The sequence below is a fragment of the Microvirga sesbaniae genome, from assembly GCF_025460805.1.
In the GTDB taxonomy this organism is placed as follows: Bacteria; Pseudomonadota; Alphaproteobacteria; order Rhizobiales; family Beijerinckiaceae; genus Microvirga; species Microvirga sesbaniae.
In genome coordinates this window covers 1-16,378 of sequence record NZ_JAMXFJ010000005.1, presented here as the reverse complement: position 1 = coordinate 16,378, position 16,378 = coordinate 1, and the positions used below count along the sequence as shown (strand labels likewise).

General features: G+C 68.9%; 13 protein-coding genes. 8 read left to right on the top strand and 5 right to left on the bottom strand.

Annotation, left to right across the window (positions count from 1 at the left end; all coding sequences use genetic code 11):
• Positions 1-31: 31 nt before the first annotated feature.
• Both OCW50_RS09745 and OCW50_RS09740 read right to left on the bottom strand, forming a co-directional pair.
• Complete coding sequence (locus tag OCW50_RS09745; RefSeq protein ID WP_262269397.1) at positions 32-280, bottom strand: hypothetical protein; 249 nt, start codon at positions 278-280, stop codon at positions 32-34.
• A gap of 3 nt (positions 281-283) precedes the next feature.
• Positions 284-1,081: an undecaprenyl-diphosphate phosphatase gene (locus OCW50_RS09740; RefSeq protein WP_262269398.1), complete on the bottom strand. Its 798-nt coding sequence runs from the start codon at positions 1,079-1,081 to the stop codon at positions 284-286.
• Between the two features lie 178 nt (positions 1,082-1,259).
• On the opposite strand from OCW50_RS09740, the gene OCW50_RS09735 reads away from it, so the two are divergent.
• Positions 1,260-1,952, top strand: coding sequence for a glutathione S-transferase family protein (locus tag OCW50_RS09735; protein WP_262297347.1), 693 nt, complete (start codon positions 1,260-1,262; stop codon positions 1,950-1,952).
• Entirely contained in the window at positions 1,850-3,076 is a 1,227-nt protein-coding gene (gene queG, locus OCW50_RS09730) for a tRNA epoxyqueuosine(34) reductase QueG (RefSeq protein WP_262297346.1), read from the top strand. The genes OCW50_RS09735 and queG overlap by 103 nt, the downstream gene beginning before the upstream one ends.
• Before the next feature lie 4 nt (positions 3,077-3,080).
• Here queG and olsB read toward each other — a convergent pair whose 3' ends face one another.
• Positions 3,081-4,013 (bottom strand): l-ornithine N(alpha)-acyltransferase, encoded by a 933-nt coding sequence (gene olsB, locus OCW50_RS09725; protein ID WP_262297345.1) that lies wholly within the window; start codon positions 4,011-4,013, stop codon positions 3,081-3,083.
• Between the two features lie 40 nt (positions 4,014-4,053).
• On the opposite strand from olsB, the gene OCW50_RS09720 reads away from it, so the two are divergent.
• Complete coding sequence (locus tag OCW50_RS09720; protein WP_262297344.1) at positions 4,054-4,194, top strand: hypothetical protein; 141 nt, start codon at positions 4,054-4,056, stop codon at positions 4,192-4,194.
• Here OCW50_RS09720 and OCW50_RS09715 read toward each other — a convergent pair.
• A complete protein-coding gene (locus OCW50_RS09715) occupies positions 4,191-5,729 on the bottom strand; it encodes a YifB family Mg chelatase-like AAA ATPase (protein WP_262297343.1) in 1,539 nt (512 codons plus the stop codon). The genes OCW50_RS09720 and OCW50_RS09715 overlap by 4 nt on opposite strands.
• Positions 5,730-5,996: 267 nt before the next feature.
• Between OCW50_RS09715 and OCW50_RS09710 the strand changes: the two genes are divergently transcribed.
• The gene (locus tag OCW50_RS09710; RefSeq protein WP_262297342.1) at positions 5,997-7,097 is read left to right on the top strand and encodes a sensor histidine kinase; all 1,101 of its coding nucleotides are present in this window, start codon (positions 5,997-5,999) and stop codon (positions 7,095-7,097) included.
• Entirely contained in the window at positions 7,090-7,542 is a 453-nt protein-coding gene (locus tag OCW50_RS09705; RefSeq protein ID WP_262297341.1) for a response regulator, read from the top strand. The genes OCW50_RS09710 and OCW50_RS09705 overlap by 8 nt, the downstream gene beginning before the upstream one ends.
• Positions 7,543-7,565: 23 nt before the next feature.
• Here OCW50_RS09705 and mutS read toward each other — a convergent pair whose 3' ends face one another.
• The gene (gene mutS, locus OCW50_RS09700) at positions 7,566-10,292 is read right to left on the bottom strand and encodes a DNA mismatch repair protein MutS (RefSeq protein ID WP_262297340.1); all 2,727 of its coding nucleotides are present in this window, start codon (positions 10,290-10,292) and stop codon (positions 7,566-7,568) included.
• Between the two features lie 149 nt (positions 10,293-10,441).
• Between mutS and OCW50_RS09695 the strand changes: the two genes are divergently transcribed.
• The 3 genes from OCW50_RS09695 to hrpB all read left to right on the top strand — a co-directional run bounded on the left by OCW50_RS09695 (position 10,442) and on the right by hrpB (position 16,201).
• Complete coding sequence (locus tag OCW50_RS09695) at positions 10,442-12,733, top strand: NADP-dependent malic enzyme (protein ID WP_262297339.1); 2,292 nt, start codon at positions 10,442-10,444, stop codon at positions 12,731-12,733.
• Between the two features lie 146 nt (positions 12,734-12,879).
• The gene (locus OCW50_RS09690) at positions 12,880-13,491 is read left to right on the top strand and encodes an HAD family hydrolase (protein ID WP_262297338.1); all 612 of its coding nucleotides are present in this window, start codon (positions 12,880-12,882) and stop codon (positions 13,489-13,491) included.
• A 187-nt stretch (positions 13,492-13,678) separates the two neighbouring features.
• Positions 13,679-16,201: an ATP-dependent helicase HrpB gene (gene hrpB, locus OCW50_RS09685; RefSeq protein ID WP_262297337.1), complete on the top strand. Its 2,523-nt coding sequence runs from the start codon at positions 13,679-13,681 to the stop codon at positions 16,199-16,201.
• The last annotated feature ends 177 nt before the right edge of the window (positions 16,202-16,378 follow it).

The following is a 16,378-nucleotide window of genomic DNA, read 5'->3' as shown; positions in this document are numbered from 1 at the left end:
CAGAAGCGGCCGGTCGATTCGCCGAAATCCGCTACCGCCGCAGGCAGCGCGGCGCGCCCCGCGTGCAGGCGATCCCCGGCGTCGAGCAGGCGAGGCCGCCCGGCGCCCGGGAGCAGACCACGCAGCTGTCGGTCCATTCGACACAGGCGGGATCGGGCGGCCCGGCCTCGGCCGTCGGCGCCGGCCCGGCGCTCGCCCCCGCGACGACCGCGAGGACCACCATCAGCAGGGCAACCGCGATGGAGAGGGTGACCGCCAGGGCCTCGTCGCGCGTGGGCATCGCTCAGCCGTAGACGATCAGGCCGGCAAGGCCGGCCGCGCCCACGAGGATTCGCCAATAGGCGAAGGGCGTGAAGCCGTGGCGAGACACGTAGTCCAGGAGCAGCTTCACCACCAGGAGCGCCGCGACGAAGGCGGAGAGGAAGCCCGCCCCGATGATCGCCGCATCGTTGGCGGAGAGGAACTTGTAGTTCTTCAGGAGGTCGTACGCGAAGGCCCCGGCCATGGTCGGCATGGCGAGGAAGAACGAGAACTCGGCCGCCGCGCGCTTCGAGGCGCCCATCAGCATGGCGCCCACGATGGTCGCGCCGGACCGCGAGACGCCGGGAACCATGGCGGCGCACTGGATGAGGCCGATCTTGAAGTACATCGAGAGCGGAAAGCGGGTCGCGTCGGTCTTGGTCGCTTCGAGCGGCAGGCGGTCGATGGCGAGAAGCACGAAGCCGCCGACGATCAGGGTCGTGCACACGATCCAGGGATCGAAGAGCACCTCCTTGATGAAGCCGTGCAGCGCCGCGCCGATCACGGCCGCCGGCAAAAAGGCGATGAGGACGCCGACGACGAAGTGGCGCGCCATCGGATCGTGCGGCAGGGCCCGGGCGATGGACCAGAGCTTGTTGAAGTACACGGACAGGATCGCCAGGATCGCGCCGAGCTGGATCAGGACTTCGAAGGTCTTGCCCGTCGACTCGAAGCCGAGAAAGTGGCCGACGAGGAGCAGATGGCCCGTGGAGGAGACCGGAAGAAATTCCGTCAAGCCTTCGATGAGGCCGAGAAAGAGCGCCTCGATGATTTGCGACATCGTTGAAAATCCTGAAAACGGCGCCAGATGCGGGAGCAGGCCGTGTCTGTCAAGCAAGGTTTGCGCTGTCAGCGTGACCCTTGTGCATCACGGACATGAGATTCACCAATATTCCTTACCAACCCTTAACGAAGCACGGCCTTATTCTCGCCGCCTGTTTCGCATCACTCATAGATTCATGGCCATCCTGCATTCTTACCCGTTCTGTCCGCAGTCGCGGTTCGCGCGCCTCGTCTTCGCGGAGCTCGGCCTCGAGCCGGATGTGATCGAGGAGAAGCCGTGGGACCGGCGCATTGCCTATCTCGAGATCAACCCGGCCGGAAACCTGCCGCTCTTCGTCGACGATAGCGGGATCGCCGTCGCAGGGCCCATGGGTCTTGCGGAGTACATCGACGAGACGCGGGGCGAGGATCTGCGGGACCGGCGCTTCCTGCCGCGGGATCTCCTGCCGCGGGTCGAGGTCCGCCGCCTGCTCGACTGGTTCCTGGTGAAGTTCCACGGCGAGGTCTCGGACTATCTCGCCACGGAAAAGATCTATAAGCGGTTCATGCCCATCGAGCTGGGCGGCGGCCCGCCCGACATGGGGGCGATTCGCGCCGCCCAGACCAATGTGCGATACCATCTCAAATATATCGGTTTTCTGATTTCCCAGCGGAATTGGTTGGCCGGCGACCAGATGACCTATGCGGATCTGGCGGCGGCCGCCCATCTGTCGGTGGTGGATTATCTCGGCGACGTGCCATGGGACGAGGACGAAACAGCGAAGCATTGGTACGCCAGGATCAAGTCCCGGCCGTCCTTCCGCGCGCTCCTCGCGGACCGGGTGCCGGGGATGGCGCCGGCGGAGCATTACGACAACCTGGATTTCTAGACGGCGCGGCTCTCAAGCAGGCGTTCATCGCGCGTGCGACGGCGCTCGGCTTCGAGGCGGTCCGCATCGCCAGGCCCGACGCGATCCCGCTGGCGCCCGAGCGGCTCAACGCCTGGCTCGCGGCCGGCCATCACGGGTCGATGGACTGGATGGCCGAGACGGCGGAGCGCCGCGCCGACCCGCGGGCCCTGTGGCCCGAGGTGCGCAGCATCATCCTGCTCGGGCTGAACTACGGCCCCGACAGGGACCCGCTGGCCGAACTGGCCGACAGAGATCGCGGCTACATCTCGGTCTATGCCCGCAACCGCGACTACCACGACGTGATCAAGGGCAAGCTCAAGGAGGCGGCGGGCTTTCTCGCCGCGAAGGCCTCGTCCGACGTGAAGGTCTTCGTCGACACGGCGCCCGTGATGGAAAAGCCGCTCGCGGAGGCGGCCGGCCTCGGCTGGCAGGGCAAGCACACGGTCGTGGTCTCGCGGGAGTTCGGCGACTGGCTGTTCCTGGGCGCCATCTTCACCACGGCGGAGCTGCCGGCGGACGAGCCCGAGCGCGACCGCTGCGGCTCGTGCCGGCGCTGCCTCGACGTCTGCCCGACCAAGGCCTTTCCCGCGCCTTATCAGCTCGATGCGCGCCGCTGCATCTCGTATCTCACCATCGAGCACAAGGGGCATATTCCGGAGGAGCTGCGGCCGGGCATCGGCAACCGCATCTTCGGCTGCGACGATTGCCTCGCGGTCTGCCCGTGGAACAAATTCGCCCAGGCGGGACGGGAGGCGCGGCTCGTTCAGAGGGAGGATCTGGCCTCGCTCCCGCTCAAGGAGTTGGCGCGGCTCGACGACCCGGCCTTCCGCACCCGCTTCGCCGGCACCCCGATCAAGCGCACCGGCCGCGACCGCTTCATCCGCAACGTGCTCGTCGCCATCGGCAACTCGGGCGAGGCGGACCTGGCCGACGAGGCCCTGCGCCTCCTCGACGATGCCTCGCCCCTGGTGCGCGCCATGGCCGTCTGGGCCATCGGCCGGCTGCTCCCGCCGGAAACGGCCGCCCGCCATGCGGCCGGGCGCCTGGAGCGAGAAGAGGACCCGGACGTGCGTGAGGAGTGGCGCCGCGCCGTCGCGGCGTGAGCCTTCAGGCCGCGTGGCGGTTCGCCGTCGGGCCGAAATGGTCGATGTAGCGCGGGTTGATCGCCGCGACCGGCAGGACGACGAGCACGTCCGTGGTGCCGAACTGCCGGTCGATCACCGCGCCCGTGCCGAACGTGGCGCCGAGGCGCAGATAGCCCTTGATCAGAGGCGGCAGCGCGTGAAGCGCGGCCTTCGGATCGACGGCGTCCTTGGGCAGGATGTCCATCGCGGTGAAGCGCTCCGGCAGCGCGCGGGCCTGCCACTCGGCCGGGGCGGCCGCGTAATGGTGCAGGAAGCTCAGGGGCAGGGCCAGATCCCGCGGCTCGGTGCCCTCGAGGCTCGCGCAGCCCAGCATCACGTCGATCTTGTGGTGGAGGACATAGGCCCAGATGCCGTGCCAGAGCAGCTCGACGGTGCGCCTGGTGCGGTAGGCCTCGAGCACGCAGGAGCGCCCGAGCTCCAGGAAACGCAGACCGGGATGCGCCTTGAGCAGGGGTGCGATGTCGTATTCCCCGCGGGTGTAGAAGCCGCCATGCCGGGTCGCCACGTCCTGGCGCAGCAGCCGGTAGGTCCCGATCACCTTCGGTTTGGCCGGGCGGAAGGCCTTGGGCTTCACATCGTGGTCGAGCACGAGAAGGTGGTCGCAGATGAAATCGTACGCATCCACGTCCCGGCGCGAGATCAGGGCTGCGCCGCCGGGGGAGGCCGACATCTCCTCGTAGAAGACCTTGAAGCGCAGGCGCTGGGCCCTCCTGATCTCCCTGGCGGTGGTCGCAAGGCGCACTTCCAGCGAGCCGATCCGGCCGAGCACGGGATCGAGGTTGCCGTAATCGCGCACGACCCGGTCCTTGCCGGGAATGAGCTGGGTCAGGCCCTGCGGGCGCATGCCCGGCCCAACGGGACGATCGGCCGCCTCGTTCAACGGAGATAGGTTCATCGCTGCCTCACAGGGTCGTGCCTCCGGGAAGGACTCAGCCGTGGCGCCGTCCCGCTTCAACCCTGACATAAAACCCATTCCAAACTGTTTTGTGACAGAAAACATAAGCGTCCCGGTGGAAAATATCGAGATCGGCACCGGCGCCCGCAAGGCGGCGCGCGGCGCCCACGAGATCCTCTAGGCAGCCGCGGGGCGCCGGTCCGCATGGGCGCGGTAGGACAGGGCTTCGGCCACGTGGATGCGCCGGACGCGATCCTCCCCGTCGAGGTCGGCGAGGGTGCGCCCCACCTTGAGCACGCGGTGGAAGCCGCGGGCCGACAGGCGCATGGCGTTGGCGGCGTCGCGGATGAGGGACAGGCCTTCCGGGTCGGGCCGCGCCACCTCCTCCAGGAGAGCCGGCGGGCAGGCCGCATTGGTCGCGACCCCTGCGAGGTTCAGGCCCGCATAGCGCTTCGCCTGCCGCTCCCGGGCCCGGGCGACCCGGGCCGCCGCCTCGGCCGAGCCCTCCACGGGCGGCGGCAGGATCAGGTCGGCCGCCGTAACGGCCGGGACATCGATGGCGAGATCGATGCGGTCGAGGAGCGGGCCCGACAGGCGCGCCTGGTACTGCGCGACGCAGCGCTCGTTCGGCTGGCGCCGGCACACATGGCCCGGCTCGGTCGCCTGCCCGCACCGGCAGGGATTCATCGCCGCCACGAGCTGGAAGCGCGCCGGGTAGGTGACGCGATGACTGGCCCGGGCGATCAGGATCTCGCCGGCCTCCAGCGGCTGGCGCAGGGAATCGAGGACCTGCGGCTGGAACTCCGGCAACTCGTCGAGGAAGAGCACCCCGTGATGCGCCAGGGAGGCCTCGCCGGGACGGGCATTGGGCCCGCCGCCCACGAGCGCCGCCATGGAGGCCGAGTGGTGCGGAGCCCGGAACGGGCGGCGGTCCGAGAGAGCGCCGTCCGCGAGAAGACCCGCCACCGACTGGATCATCGACACCTCCAGCAGTTCCCGCGGCGACAGCGGCGGCAGAATGGACGGCAGGCGCTGGGCGAGCATGGACTTGCCGGCGCCGGGAGGGCCGTTCATGAGCAGGTTGTGGGCGCCGGCCGCGGCGATCTCGAGGGTGCGCTTCGCACTCTCCTGGCCCTTGATGTCGCGCAGGTCCGGCAGGGAGCCGGTGGCCGGCAGGATGGCCGGTTCCGGCCGCGCCATCACCTGGGTGCCCTTGAAATGGTTGGCGAGCTGGATCAGGGAGCGCGGCGCCAGGATCTCGATGTCGCTGCCGGCCCAGGCGGCTTCGGACCCGCAGGCCTCGGGACAGATCAGGCCATGCTCGCGCTCATAGGCCGCCATGGCGGCAGGCAGGACGCCCGCCACCGCGGTGATCGTTCCGTCGAGCGCGAGTTCGCTCAGGACCGTGAAGCCGTTCAGCGCGTCCGCCGGGACGGCCCCGATGGCCGCCATGACCGCGAGGGCGATGGGCAGGTCGTAATGGCTGCCTTCCTTCGGCAGATCGGCGGGGGCCAGATTGACCGTGATGCGCTTCGCCGGCAGGGCGAGGCCGGAGGCGATCAGGGCGGAGCGGACCCGCTCGCGGGATTCCGCCACCGCCTTGTCGGGGAGGCCGACGATCATGAAGGTCACCGATCCGGGGGTGACCTGGACCTGCACATCGACTGCGCGCGCCTCGATTCCTTCGAACGCAACGGTGGAAACGCGCGTCACCATTCGGCTTCATCTCCTTGCCGGCCCCGATGTTAGCGCAGTTGCCCGAAACGCGATAGTGTTGCGCTTTGGGATCTGCCAGGCAGGGGAGCCGGTCGACCGGGAGCGGAACCCCGCGGCCGTCGTCGCGTTGAGTCCTACTGCGTTGCGAGCCGAGCCTCGGAAAAATCGCGCAGGCGCAAGGGTTCTACCATCGATGGGGCAGATAGACTTCTCAGGCGGGAAAGCGCGGTTCGTCCAAAAGATCTCGATCGGCGTCCAGAGATCGTGATGCTGGCCGAATCCCCCGTCGCACCGTGGGACTCCCAGGAGGCCTCCTTCAGGGCCGCCTTCCATTCCCTGCGGGTGCCCGTCCTGATGATCGATCCCAGCCGGACGCCTGCTCCCATCGTCTTCGCCAACCCGGCCTTCTTCGATCTGACCGGCCATTCTCCCGGCGAGGTGCTCGGCCGCGGCTGGCACCTGCTCCAGGCTCCCGATGCGGGTCCGGCCTCCGTCGGCGCGATCGATGCCGCGCTGCATCGCGGAGAGCCGCTCGAAACCCCATTCCGTGGGCGCCGGACGGATGGATCCCCGTTCTGGAGCACCCTGTCCCTGTCGCCGGTCCATGACGCCACCGGCCAACTGCGCTCGGTGACCATGCTGCTGAACGGCGCCGGCGCGACGCCGCAATCCGACCGGGATCGTCTCGAAGCGGGCGCGTTCATGGAGGAGAAGGTCGAGCGCCGGACCCAGGATCTGCGCCTCGCGCTCGAGCAGAAGACGGCGCTGCTCCACGAAGTCGAGCATCGGGCCAAGAATTCCCTCCAGATGATCGCCTCCCTGGTCCTCCTGAAGGCGCGACGCCTTCAGGACCCGGAGGCGCGAAAGGTCCTCCAGGACCTTGCCGAGCGGGTCGGCGCGCTCGCGGCGGCGCACCGGCTCCTCCATGGCGCCGGGGACACGACCCGGTTCAACCTGAAGGAGTTCGCCACGGAACTCGCCGGCGACCTGACCGCGACCCTGCCGAACGGACAGGTCGATCTCAACCTCCAGGTGGAGCCCCTCGGCGTCCCGGCCGCCAAGGCGGCCGCTCTGGCTCTTCTGCTGAACGAGGTCGTGGGCAATGCCGTTAAGCATGCTTTTCCGGACGGGCGCCGGGGCCAATTGACAATCGCGATCGAGCGGGTCGAAAACGGCGTGCAGATCGCCGTCGAGGACGATGGCGTCGGCCTTGATCATTCGCCTCCGCCCGAGGGAAGTTTTGGAAGAACCTTGATCACGATGTTGGTCCATCAGTTGAAGGGGCGGTTGACTTGGCACGACAGGGAGCCAGGTACACGCGCTGAGATCGTGATACCCGTCGACGCGGAGGAGACCCGGTTTGAGTAGCGAGCAGCCGTTGCGTATCCTCGTCGTCGAGGATGAGATCCTGATCGCGCTCGAGCTCGAAAGCCTGCTGCAGGATCTGGGCCACGATGTCGTGGCGATCGCGGCATCCTCCGGGGATGCCCTCGCACGCGGCCGCGAACTCAAGCCCGACCTGGCCTTCGTCGACATCCATCTGTCCGATGGTCCGACCGGGGTCGACGTGGCGCGCCGCCTGGCGGGCGAGCTCCAGGTGACCGTGCTGTTCATGACGGCGAACACCAAGCGCATTCCCGAGGATTTCGCCGGGGCCTGGGGGGTCATCGCCAAGCCCTACACGGAACGCGGCGTCCGTGAGGCCCTGGGCTATGTCACGGCCGGGCAGCTGCGTGAGCCCGACGAAGCGCGGACGGTGACCTTCGTCCCTTTCGGCGCAGCCCCACGCGAGCGTAGCCCGCAGGTCTCCTGACCGGCCTTTCCCGATGCCGCCGGCTATCTCTGCGCCTTGAGGCGGTAGAGCGCATCGAGCGCCTCGCGCGGCGTCATCGCATCGGGATCCAGGGCATCGAGCGCCTCCCGCAGGACGTCCTGCTTCGGAGGCGGCGCCGGCTCGGCGCGGACGGGAGCCGCAAACAGGGGCAGGTCGTCGACAAGGGCCCGCTTGGGCGCCTCGCGGTCCGATTTCTCCAACTCGCTCAGGATCGTCTTCGCCCGTTCGACGACGGGAGCGGGCAGGCCGGCCAGACGCGCCACCTGCAGCCCGTAGGAGCGGTCGGCGGCGCCCGGCACCACCTCGTGCAGGAACACCACCTCGCCGTTCCATTCGGTCACCTTCAGGGTCGCGTTGGAAATGCGCGGCATCCGTTCGGCGAGGGCGGTCAGCTCATGGAAATGGGTGGCGAACAGGGCCCGGCAGCGATTGGCCTCGTGCAGGTGCTCGATGGCCGCCCAGGCAATGGAGAGGCCGTCGAAGGTGGCGGTGCCGCGGCCGATCTCGTCGAGGATGACGAGCGAATGCGCGGTCGCCTGGTTGAGGATGGCGGCGGTCTCCACCATCTCGACCATGAAGGTCGAGCGGCCCCGCGCCAGGTCGTCGGCGGCGCCCACGCGGGAGAAGAGCCGGTCGACGATGCCGATATGGGCCTCCCTGGCCGGCACGTAGGATCCCATCTGGGCCAGCACCACGATCAGGGCGTTCTGGCGCAGATAGGTGGACTTGCCGCCCATGTTGGGACCGGTGATCAGCAGGATGTGGCCGGCGCTTTTCCCCGAGAGGTCCGAATCGTTGGCGATGAAGGGCGTGCCCTCGCGCTTGAGGGCGGCCTCGACGACCGGGTGGCGGCCGCCCTTGACGGCGAAGGCGAGGCTGGTGTCGACGACGGGCCGCGTCCAGTCCAGTCGCATGGCGAGGTCGGCGAGAGCCGCCGTCACGTCGATGACCGCGATGGCCTCGGCCGCCGCCGCCACGTCGCCCGCCAGGTCCAGCAGGGCCTGGACCATCTCGTCGAAGAGGGCGAGTTCGATCTTCAGCGCCCGGTCGGCCGCAGACGCGATCTTCGCTTCGAGCTCGCCGAGCTCCAGGGTCGAGAAGCGCATGGCGCCCGCCATGGTCTGGCGGTGGACGAAGATATCCTTGAACGGTTCCTTCAGCAGGTCCTCGCCCACATTCTGCGGCACCTCCACGAAGTAGCCGATCATGTGATTGTGCTTGACGCGCAGGGAGCGGCAGCCGGTCTCGGTGGCGTAGCGCGCCTGAAGGGCCGCGATGAAGCGGCGGGAATCCTGCTGCAGCTCGCGCAGCTCGTCGAGAGCGGGGTCGAAGCCGGCCCGGATGAAGCCGCCATCGCGCCTGAGCAGGGGCAGGTCGTCGGCAAGGGCTGCCGCAAGCCGGTCGGCCACGTCCGTGCGGAGACCCTGGAGCACCTGCGCGGCCGCCGCCAGCTCCGCCGGCAGATTGGGGGCGATCGCCAGTTCGAGACCCAACTCGCGGGCAGCGAACAGGCCGTCGCGCACGCAGGCCAGGTCGCGCGGTCCACCGCGCCCGAGACTCAGCCGGGACAGGGCGCGGGCCAGATCGGGCGAGCGCTTGAGGATGCGCCGCAGGCGGTCGCGCAGGTCGTTGGTCTCGACGAGGGCCGTGACCGAATCCTGCCGGTCGCGGATCTGGCCCGGATGGGTGAGGGGGCCGGCGAGCCGCTCGGCGAGAAGCCGGGCGCCGCCCGGCGTCACCGTGCAGTCGATGGTGGCGAGCAGGCTGCCGGCCCGTTCGCCGGAGAGGGTGCGGGTCAGCTCCAGATTGGCCCGGGTCGCGGCGTCGATCGCAAGCGCCGCCCCGGAGGCGTCCCGGGCGGGCGGGTTCAGCGCTGGGCGGCTGTCGATCTGCGTCTTCTCGACGTAGAAGAGCACGCTGCCGGCCGCGGTGATCTCGGCCGGGCTGAAGGCCCCGAACGCATCGAGCGTCGCGACCCCGAAATAATCCTTGAGCCGCCGCTCGGCGGAGGCCGGATCGAGGCCCTCGCGGGACAGCGGCGTGATGGACGCGCGGGTCTCCTGCCAGAAGCCCCTGAGGTCGGGATCGTCGTGGATGACGTCGGGCACCAGGATCTCGCGCGGCTCGAAGCGGGCGATCTCGGCGGACAGGCCCGTGCCGTCGGTTTCGCTCAGCACGAAATGGCCTGTGGATATGTCGACGGCGGCCAGGCCGTAGCACCATTGCGTATCGGAGGCGCGGCGGCGGGCGATGGCCAGCAGGTAATTGGCCCGTCCCGGCTCCAGCAGGCGCTCCTCGGTGATCGTCCCGGGGGTGACGAGGCGGACCACGTCGCGGCGCACGACGGATTTCGAGCCGCGCTTCTTGGCCTCGGCCGGATCCTCGGTCTGCTCGCAGACCGCGACCCGGTGGCCGAGGCCGATGAGCCGCTGCAGGTAGTCGTCCGCCCGCTCCACGGGCACGCCGCACATGGGGATGTCCTGCCCCTGGTGCTTGCCCCGCTTGGTCAGCACGATCCCGAGCGCCTGGCTGGCGATCTCGGCATCCTCGAAGAACAATTCGTAGAAGTCGCCCATCCGGTAGAAGAGCAGGCTGTCCGGATTGGCCGCCTTGATCTCGATATATTGCGCCATCATGGGCGTGACGCGGCTGTCCTGCGCGGCGGAGGAGGCCGGCGCGGGGTTCGGCGGTGGGGTCTCGGGGGATTTGTAGGCGGCTTGGGACGACATCCGTCCTGTTTAGCAAAGCCTGCCCGCCCTTTCATCCGCGTCATGGGGTCCGAAGGGCGGATGTGGACAAGTCTTGAGGAAGGCGCCCCCTATGCCTTAAGGTCGCATCCCCCTTTGGAAACGCCCCGCAACAAAAGAAACCATATCTCATGACCGACGATCAGCGCCCGATCCGCCGCAAGCGTCCCACCTTCACCGATCAGGAGGCGCTGCAGTTCCACGCCCAGGGACGACCCGGAAAGCTTGAAGTCGTCCCGACGAAGCCCATGGCGACCCAGCGCGATCTGTCGCTCGCCTACTCGCCGGGCGTCGCGGTGCCGGTGCTGGCCATCGCGGAAAACCCGTCCCTGGCCTTCGACTACACCACCCGGTCCAACATGGTGGCGGTGATCTCGAACGGAACCGCGATCCTGGGCCTCGGCAATCTCGGGGCGCTCGCCTCGAAGCCGGTCATGGAGGGCAAGTCGGTCCTCTTCAAGCGGTTCGCCGACGTGGACTCGATCGACCTCGAGGTCGACACGGAGGATGCGGACGCCTTCATCAACTGCGTGCGCTATCTCGGCCCGTCCTTCGGGGGCATCAACCTCGAGGACATCAAGGCGCCGGAATGCTTCATCATCGAGGAGCGCCTGCGGGAGCTGATGGACATTCCCGTCTTCCATGACGACCAGCACGGCACGGCCATCATCGCGGCCGCGGGCCTCATCAACGCGCTCCATCTGACCGACCGCGACATGGCGAAGACCAAGCTCGTGGTGAACGGCGCGGGCGCCGCCGGCATCGCGTGCACCGAGCTCCTGAAAGCCATGGGCTTTGCGCCCAACAACGTCATCCTCTGCGACACCAAGGGCGTGATCTACCAGGGCCGCACCGAGGGGATGAACCAGTGGAAATCCGCTCATGCGGCCGATACGAGCGCGCGCACTCTCGCGGATGCGCTGAACGGCGCCGACGCGGTGTTCGGCCTCTCGGCCAAGGGAGCGTTCACGGACGACATGATCCGCTCCATGGCGCCCAACCCGATCATCTTCGCCATGGCCAATCCGGACCCGGAGATCACCCCGGAGGAGGTGGCGCGCATCCGCGACGACGTGATCATCGCGACGGGCCGCTCCGACTATCCGAACCAGGTCAACAACGTCCTGGGCTTTCCCTACATCTTCCGCGGCGCGCTCGACGTTCAGGCCACGACCATCAACATGGAGATGAAGATCGCCGCCGCCCAGGCGCTGGCGGAGCTCGCCCGCGAGGACGTGCCGGACGAGGTGGCGGCCGCCTATCAGGGCTCCCGTCCGCGCTTCGGGCGCGAATACATCATTCCCGTGCCGTTCGATCCGCGTCTGATCCACACGATTCCCATGGCAGTGGCGCGGGCCGCCATGGACACGGGGGTCGCGCGTCGTCCGATCGTCGACATGCGATCCTACAAGGCGCAGCTCTCCGCGCGGCGCGATCCGGTGGCCGGCACGCTCAACCGCATCTTCGAGCGCGTGCGCAAGTTCCCGAAGCGCGTCGTGTTCGCGGAGGGCGAGGAGGAGCAGGTCATCCGCGCGGCCCTGTCCTTCGTCAACCAGGGGCTCGGCAAGGCCATCCTGGTCGGGCGCGAGGATCGCATCCAGGAAACGGCCAACCAGGCGGGGATCGAGCTCGAAGGCCGCGAGGGCATCGAGATCCACAACGCGCGCCTGTCCCAGCGCAACGCGACCTACGCGCAGTTCCTGTACGAGCGCCTGCAGCGCAAGGGCTATCTGTTCCGCGACTGCCAGCGCATGATCAACCAGGACCGCAACCACTTTGCCGCCTCCATGGTGGCCCTGGGGGATGCGGACGCCATGGTGACGGGCGCGACCCGCAACTACTCGACGGCGCTCGCCGACGTGCGCCACGTGATCGATGCCAAGCCCGGACACCGCGTGATCGGCGTGTCCCTGTGCCTTGCGCGCGGGCGCACGGTTCTCGTGGCCGATACGGCCATCCACGAGATGCCGAGCGCGCAGGAGCTCGCGGAGATCGCCATCGAGTCCGCTGGCGTCGCCCGCCGTCTCGGCTACGAGCCGCGGGTGGCGCTGCTCTCGTTCTCGACCTTCGGCCATCCGAGGGCGGAGCGCGCGGAGAAGATCCAGGAAGCCGTCGAGATCCTCAACGACATGCGGGTCGATTTCGAATACGACGGCGAGATGTCGGCCGACGTGGCGCTCAACCGGGACGTGATGGCGCAATACCCGTTCTGCCGCCTCACGGGACCGGCGAACGTGCTCGTCATGCCGGCGTTCCATTCGGCGTCCATCTCGACCAAGCTGCTGCAGGAGCTCGGCGGCGCGATGGTGCTGGGCCCGCTCGTGGTCGGCCTCGACAAGCCGGTGCAGATCGTCTCCCTCGGGGCGACCGACAGCGACATCGTCAACATGGCGGCGCTCGCGGCCTACAACATCGGCGGCTGATCGTCGCTCTCCGGCTCCCTCGACGCCGAGGGAGCCGGCTTGACAGCCCCTCGGCTTTCGAGGGCGACCTGCCCGTTCGGGGGGTGGTGCGGGTGCCGCCGCACGACTAAACCGGTGCGGACGAAATCGAAGGAAGCACTTTGACCATGGGGCAGCCCACGACCGTCGTGTTCGACATCGGCAACGTCCTGCTGCGCTGGGACCCGCGCAACCTCTACTGCCGGATCTTCGACGACGAGGCGCAGATGGAGTGGTTCCTCGCCCATGTCTGCACCCCGGACTGGAACGTGGAGCAGGACCGGGGCCGCGACTGGGACGAGGCCGTGGCTCTGCTGGTCAAGGATCATCCGAGGCACGAGCCCCAGATCCGGGCGTTCCACGAGCGCTGGGACGAGACCGTGTCCGGGGTCTTCGAGGAACACGTGGCCCTGCTGCTGCGCCTGCGGGACGCCGGCGTGCCCAATTACTGCATCACGAACTTCTCCGGGCCCAAATTCATCCAGTCCCAGAGACGCTTCCCGTTCCTGTCGGGCTTCGACGGCATCGTCGTGTCGGGCGACGAGCGCCTCCTCAAGCCCGATCCCGCCATCTACCGTCTCCTGCTCGACCGCTATGGGCTGAAGGCGGAGGACTGCGTATTCATCGACGATTCCCAGGCCAACGCGGAGGCCGCCCGCGCCATCGGCATGCGGGCGATCCACTGCGTCGAGGGGATCGATCTGGCGGCGGAGCTGCGGGGATACGGCTTTCCGGTGTGACGTCGCACCCAGGTCGTCACCGGCCCTGTGCCGGTGACGCCGATTGTTTGAAGCGCCGCGCTCTTCCGCATCGGGATGGCCGGGCCTGTTCCGGCCATGACGAGGCGGGCCTTGCCCCGCCGGCCACAGGCCGGCAATGACAAGCGAGCACCCTTGCTCTCCCGGCCCGCTTGCGTCATCAGGCGGCATGCGGGTTTTCGACACCTCCCTTCCCATCGACGATGTCCTCGCGGACCTGACGGCGCGCCTGCGCACGGGTCCCAACGCCGTGCTCGTCGCCCCTCCGGGTGCCGGCAAGACTACCCGGGTGCCGCTGGTGCTTCTCGACGAGCCGTGGATGAACGGGGGAAGGATCATCGTGCTCGAGCCCCGGCGCCTGGCCGCACGGGCCGCGGCCGCCCGCATGGCGCAGACTCTCGGAGAGGCGGTCGGAGAGACCGTGGGCCTGCGCGTCCGCCTGGGCTCCAAGATCAGCCGCAGGACCCGCATCGAGGTCGTCACCGAGGGCGTTTTTGCCCGCATGATCTTGGACGATCCGTCCCTCGACGGCGTCGCGGCCGTGCTCTTCGACGAGTTCCACGAGCGCTCCCTCGATGCGGATCTCGGCCTCGCGCTCGCGCTCGATGCGCAGGGCGGTCTCAGGGAGGACCTTCGCCTCCTCGTCATGTCGGCGACCCTGGACGGGGCCCGGGTGGCCCGTCTCCTCGGCGAGGCGCCCGTCGTGGAGTCGGAAGGCCGCGCCTATCCGGTCGAGACCCGCTACCTGGGGCGTGATCCCAACCGGCGCATCGACGAGCAGGTGGCGGATGCGGTCACGCGCGGCTTGCGGGCCGAAGGCGGCTCCATCCTGGTCTTCCTGCCAGGTCAGGGGGAGATCCGACGGGTCGAGACCCTGCTGCGCGAGCGCATCTCCGATTCCGCGGTCGACCTCGCGCCCCTTTACGGCGCCCTCGAACGGGGCGAGCAGGATCTCGCCGTCAGTCCGGCCAAGCCCGGACGGCGCAAGGTGGTGCTCGCCACCGCCATCGCCGAGACCTCGCTGACCATCGAGGGCGTGCGGGTCGTGATCGATTCGGGGCTGGCCCGCGTGCCGGTCTACGAGCCGAATATCGGGCTCACGCGCCTGGAGACGGTGCGGGTCTCCCGCGCCGCCGCCGATCAGCGCCGGGGCCGCGCCGGCCGCACCGAACCGGGCGTGTGCTACCGGCTCTGGGAGGAGGCCGCCACCGGCGCGCTCGAACCCTTCGCCCGGCCGGAGATCCTCTCCGCCGATCTCGCACCCCTGCTCCTCGACTGCGCCGCCTGGGGCGTCGCCGATCCCACGACGCTCGCCTTCCTCGACCCGCCGCCGGCCCCGGCCCTGAAGGAAGCCCGCACGCTGCTCCAGCAGCTCGGCGCTCTCGATCCGGACGGGCGCATCACCGACACGGGCCGCCGCCTGCGCGACCTGCCCCTGCCGCCGCGACTGGCGCGCATGGTTCTTGCGGCGGGCGAGAGCCGGCAGGCGCGCGACGCGGCGGATCTCGCGGCCGTTCTCGTCGAGCGCGGCCTGGGCGGCGACGGGGTCGACCTCGCCGACCGGGTCGAGCGCTTCCGACGCGACCGGTCGGGCCGGGCGCAGGACATGCGGCGCATGGCGGAGGGCTGGTCCCGGGCGGCGGACCCGAAAGGGGACCCGGCTTTCGGGAACAATTCGAAGCCGAGCAAACCGAGCGGCGTGGCACGGCCCTCGGGCGAGCCGCATTCTCTCGGCGCCCTGCTGACGCTGGCTTTTCCCGACCGGATCGCGAAGGCGCGGGGCAAGCCGGGCGAGTACCTCATGGCCAATGGGCGCGGCGCCGCGCTCGAGGCGCATGAGCGGCTGGCCCGGGAGCCTTATCTCGCCGTTGCCGAAATCGCCGGCGGCGCCGCGTCGGCGCGCATTCTGGCGGCCGCCGCCCTGTCGCCCGAAGAGATCGAGAGCCTGTTCGGCGAGACGATCGAGCAGCGCGACGAGGTCGCCTTCGACCGGCAGGCCAGGGCCCTGCGAGCGCGCGGCGTCCGCCGTCTCGGGGCCCTGCTCCTGAACGAACGGCCTCTGAAAGTACCGGCGACCGACGAGGCGGCACGGGCCCTGGCCGAAGGTCTCGCGTCCCTGGGGCTCGATGCCCTGCCGTGGTCGAAGGCGCTCGCGCAGTGGCGCGAACGCGTGATGTTCCTCCGGAAGGCCGAGGGCGAGGAATGGCCCGATCTGTCCGACGAAGCCCTGATCCGGACGGCCGAGGAGTGGCTGGCTCCCCATCTCGTCGGCAGAACCGGCTTGAACGACATCGGTCCCGATCTCCTGAGCGAGGCCCTGCGCGCGCTCCTGCCCTGGAACCTGCAGCGGCGTCTCGACACGGAGGCCCCGACCCATGTGGAAGTGCCGACCGGATCGCAGATCCCGATCGATTACGGAGCCGAGGAAGGGCCCGTTCTGGCCGTGCGCGTACAGGAGCTGTTCGGCCTCGACAAGCATCCGACCATCGCGGCCGGGCGGGCGCCGCTCATCCTGCACCTACTGTCGCCGGCCCAACGCCCGATTCAGATCACCCGTGACCTGCCGGGCTTCTGGCGCGGCTCCTGGGCGGCCGTGCGCGCGGACATGCGCGGGCAGTATCCCAAGCATCCCTGGCCCGAGGATCCGCTGACGGCTCCGCCGACGCGGCGCGCCAAGCCGCGCGGGACCTAAAGCATCGGACGTGAAAAGTGGACTTGCACTTTTGGGATCCATCGGATGCTCTAGGTCCAATCGACATTCAGGATTCACTTTGAGGGTGATTTGTGATTCCTGGGGCCCTGGATTTGCTGATCTGGTGCCTGACCCATGGCCAAGCCGAAGCGTTATGAGCTGACAGCCGTCCAGTGG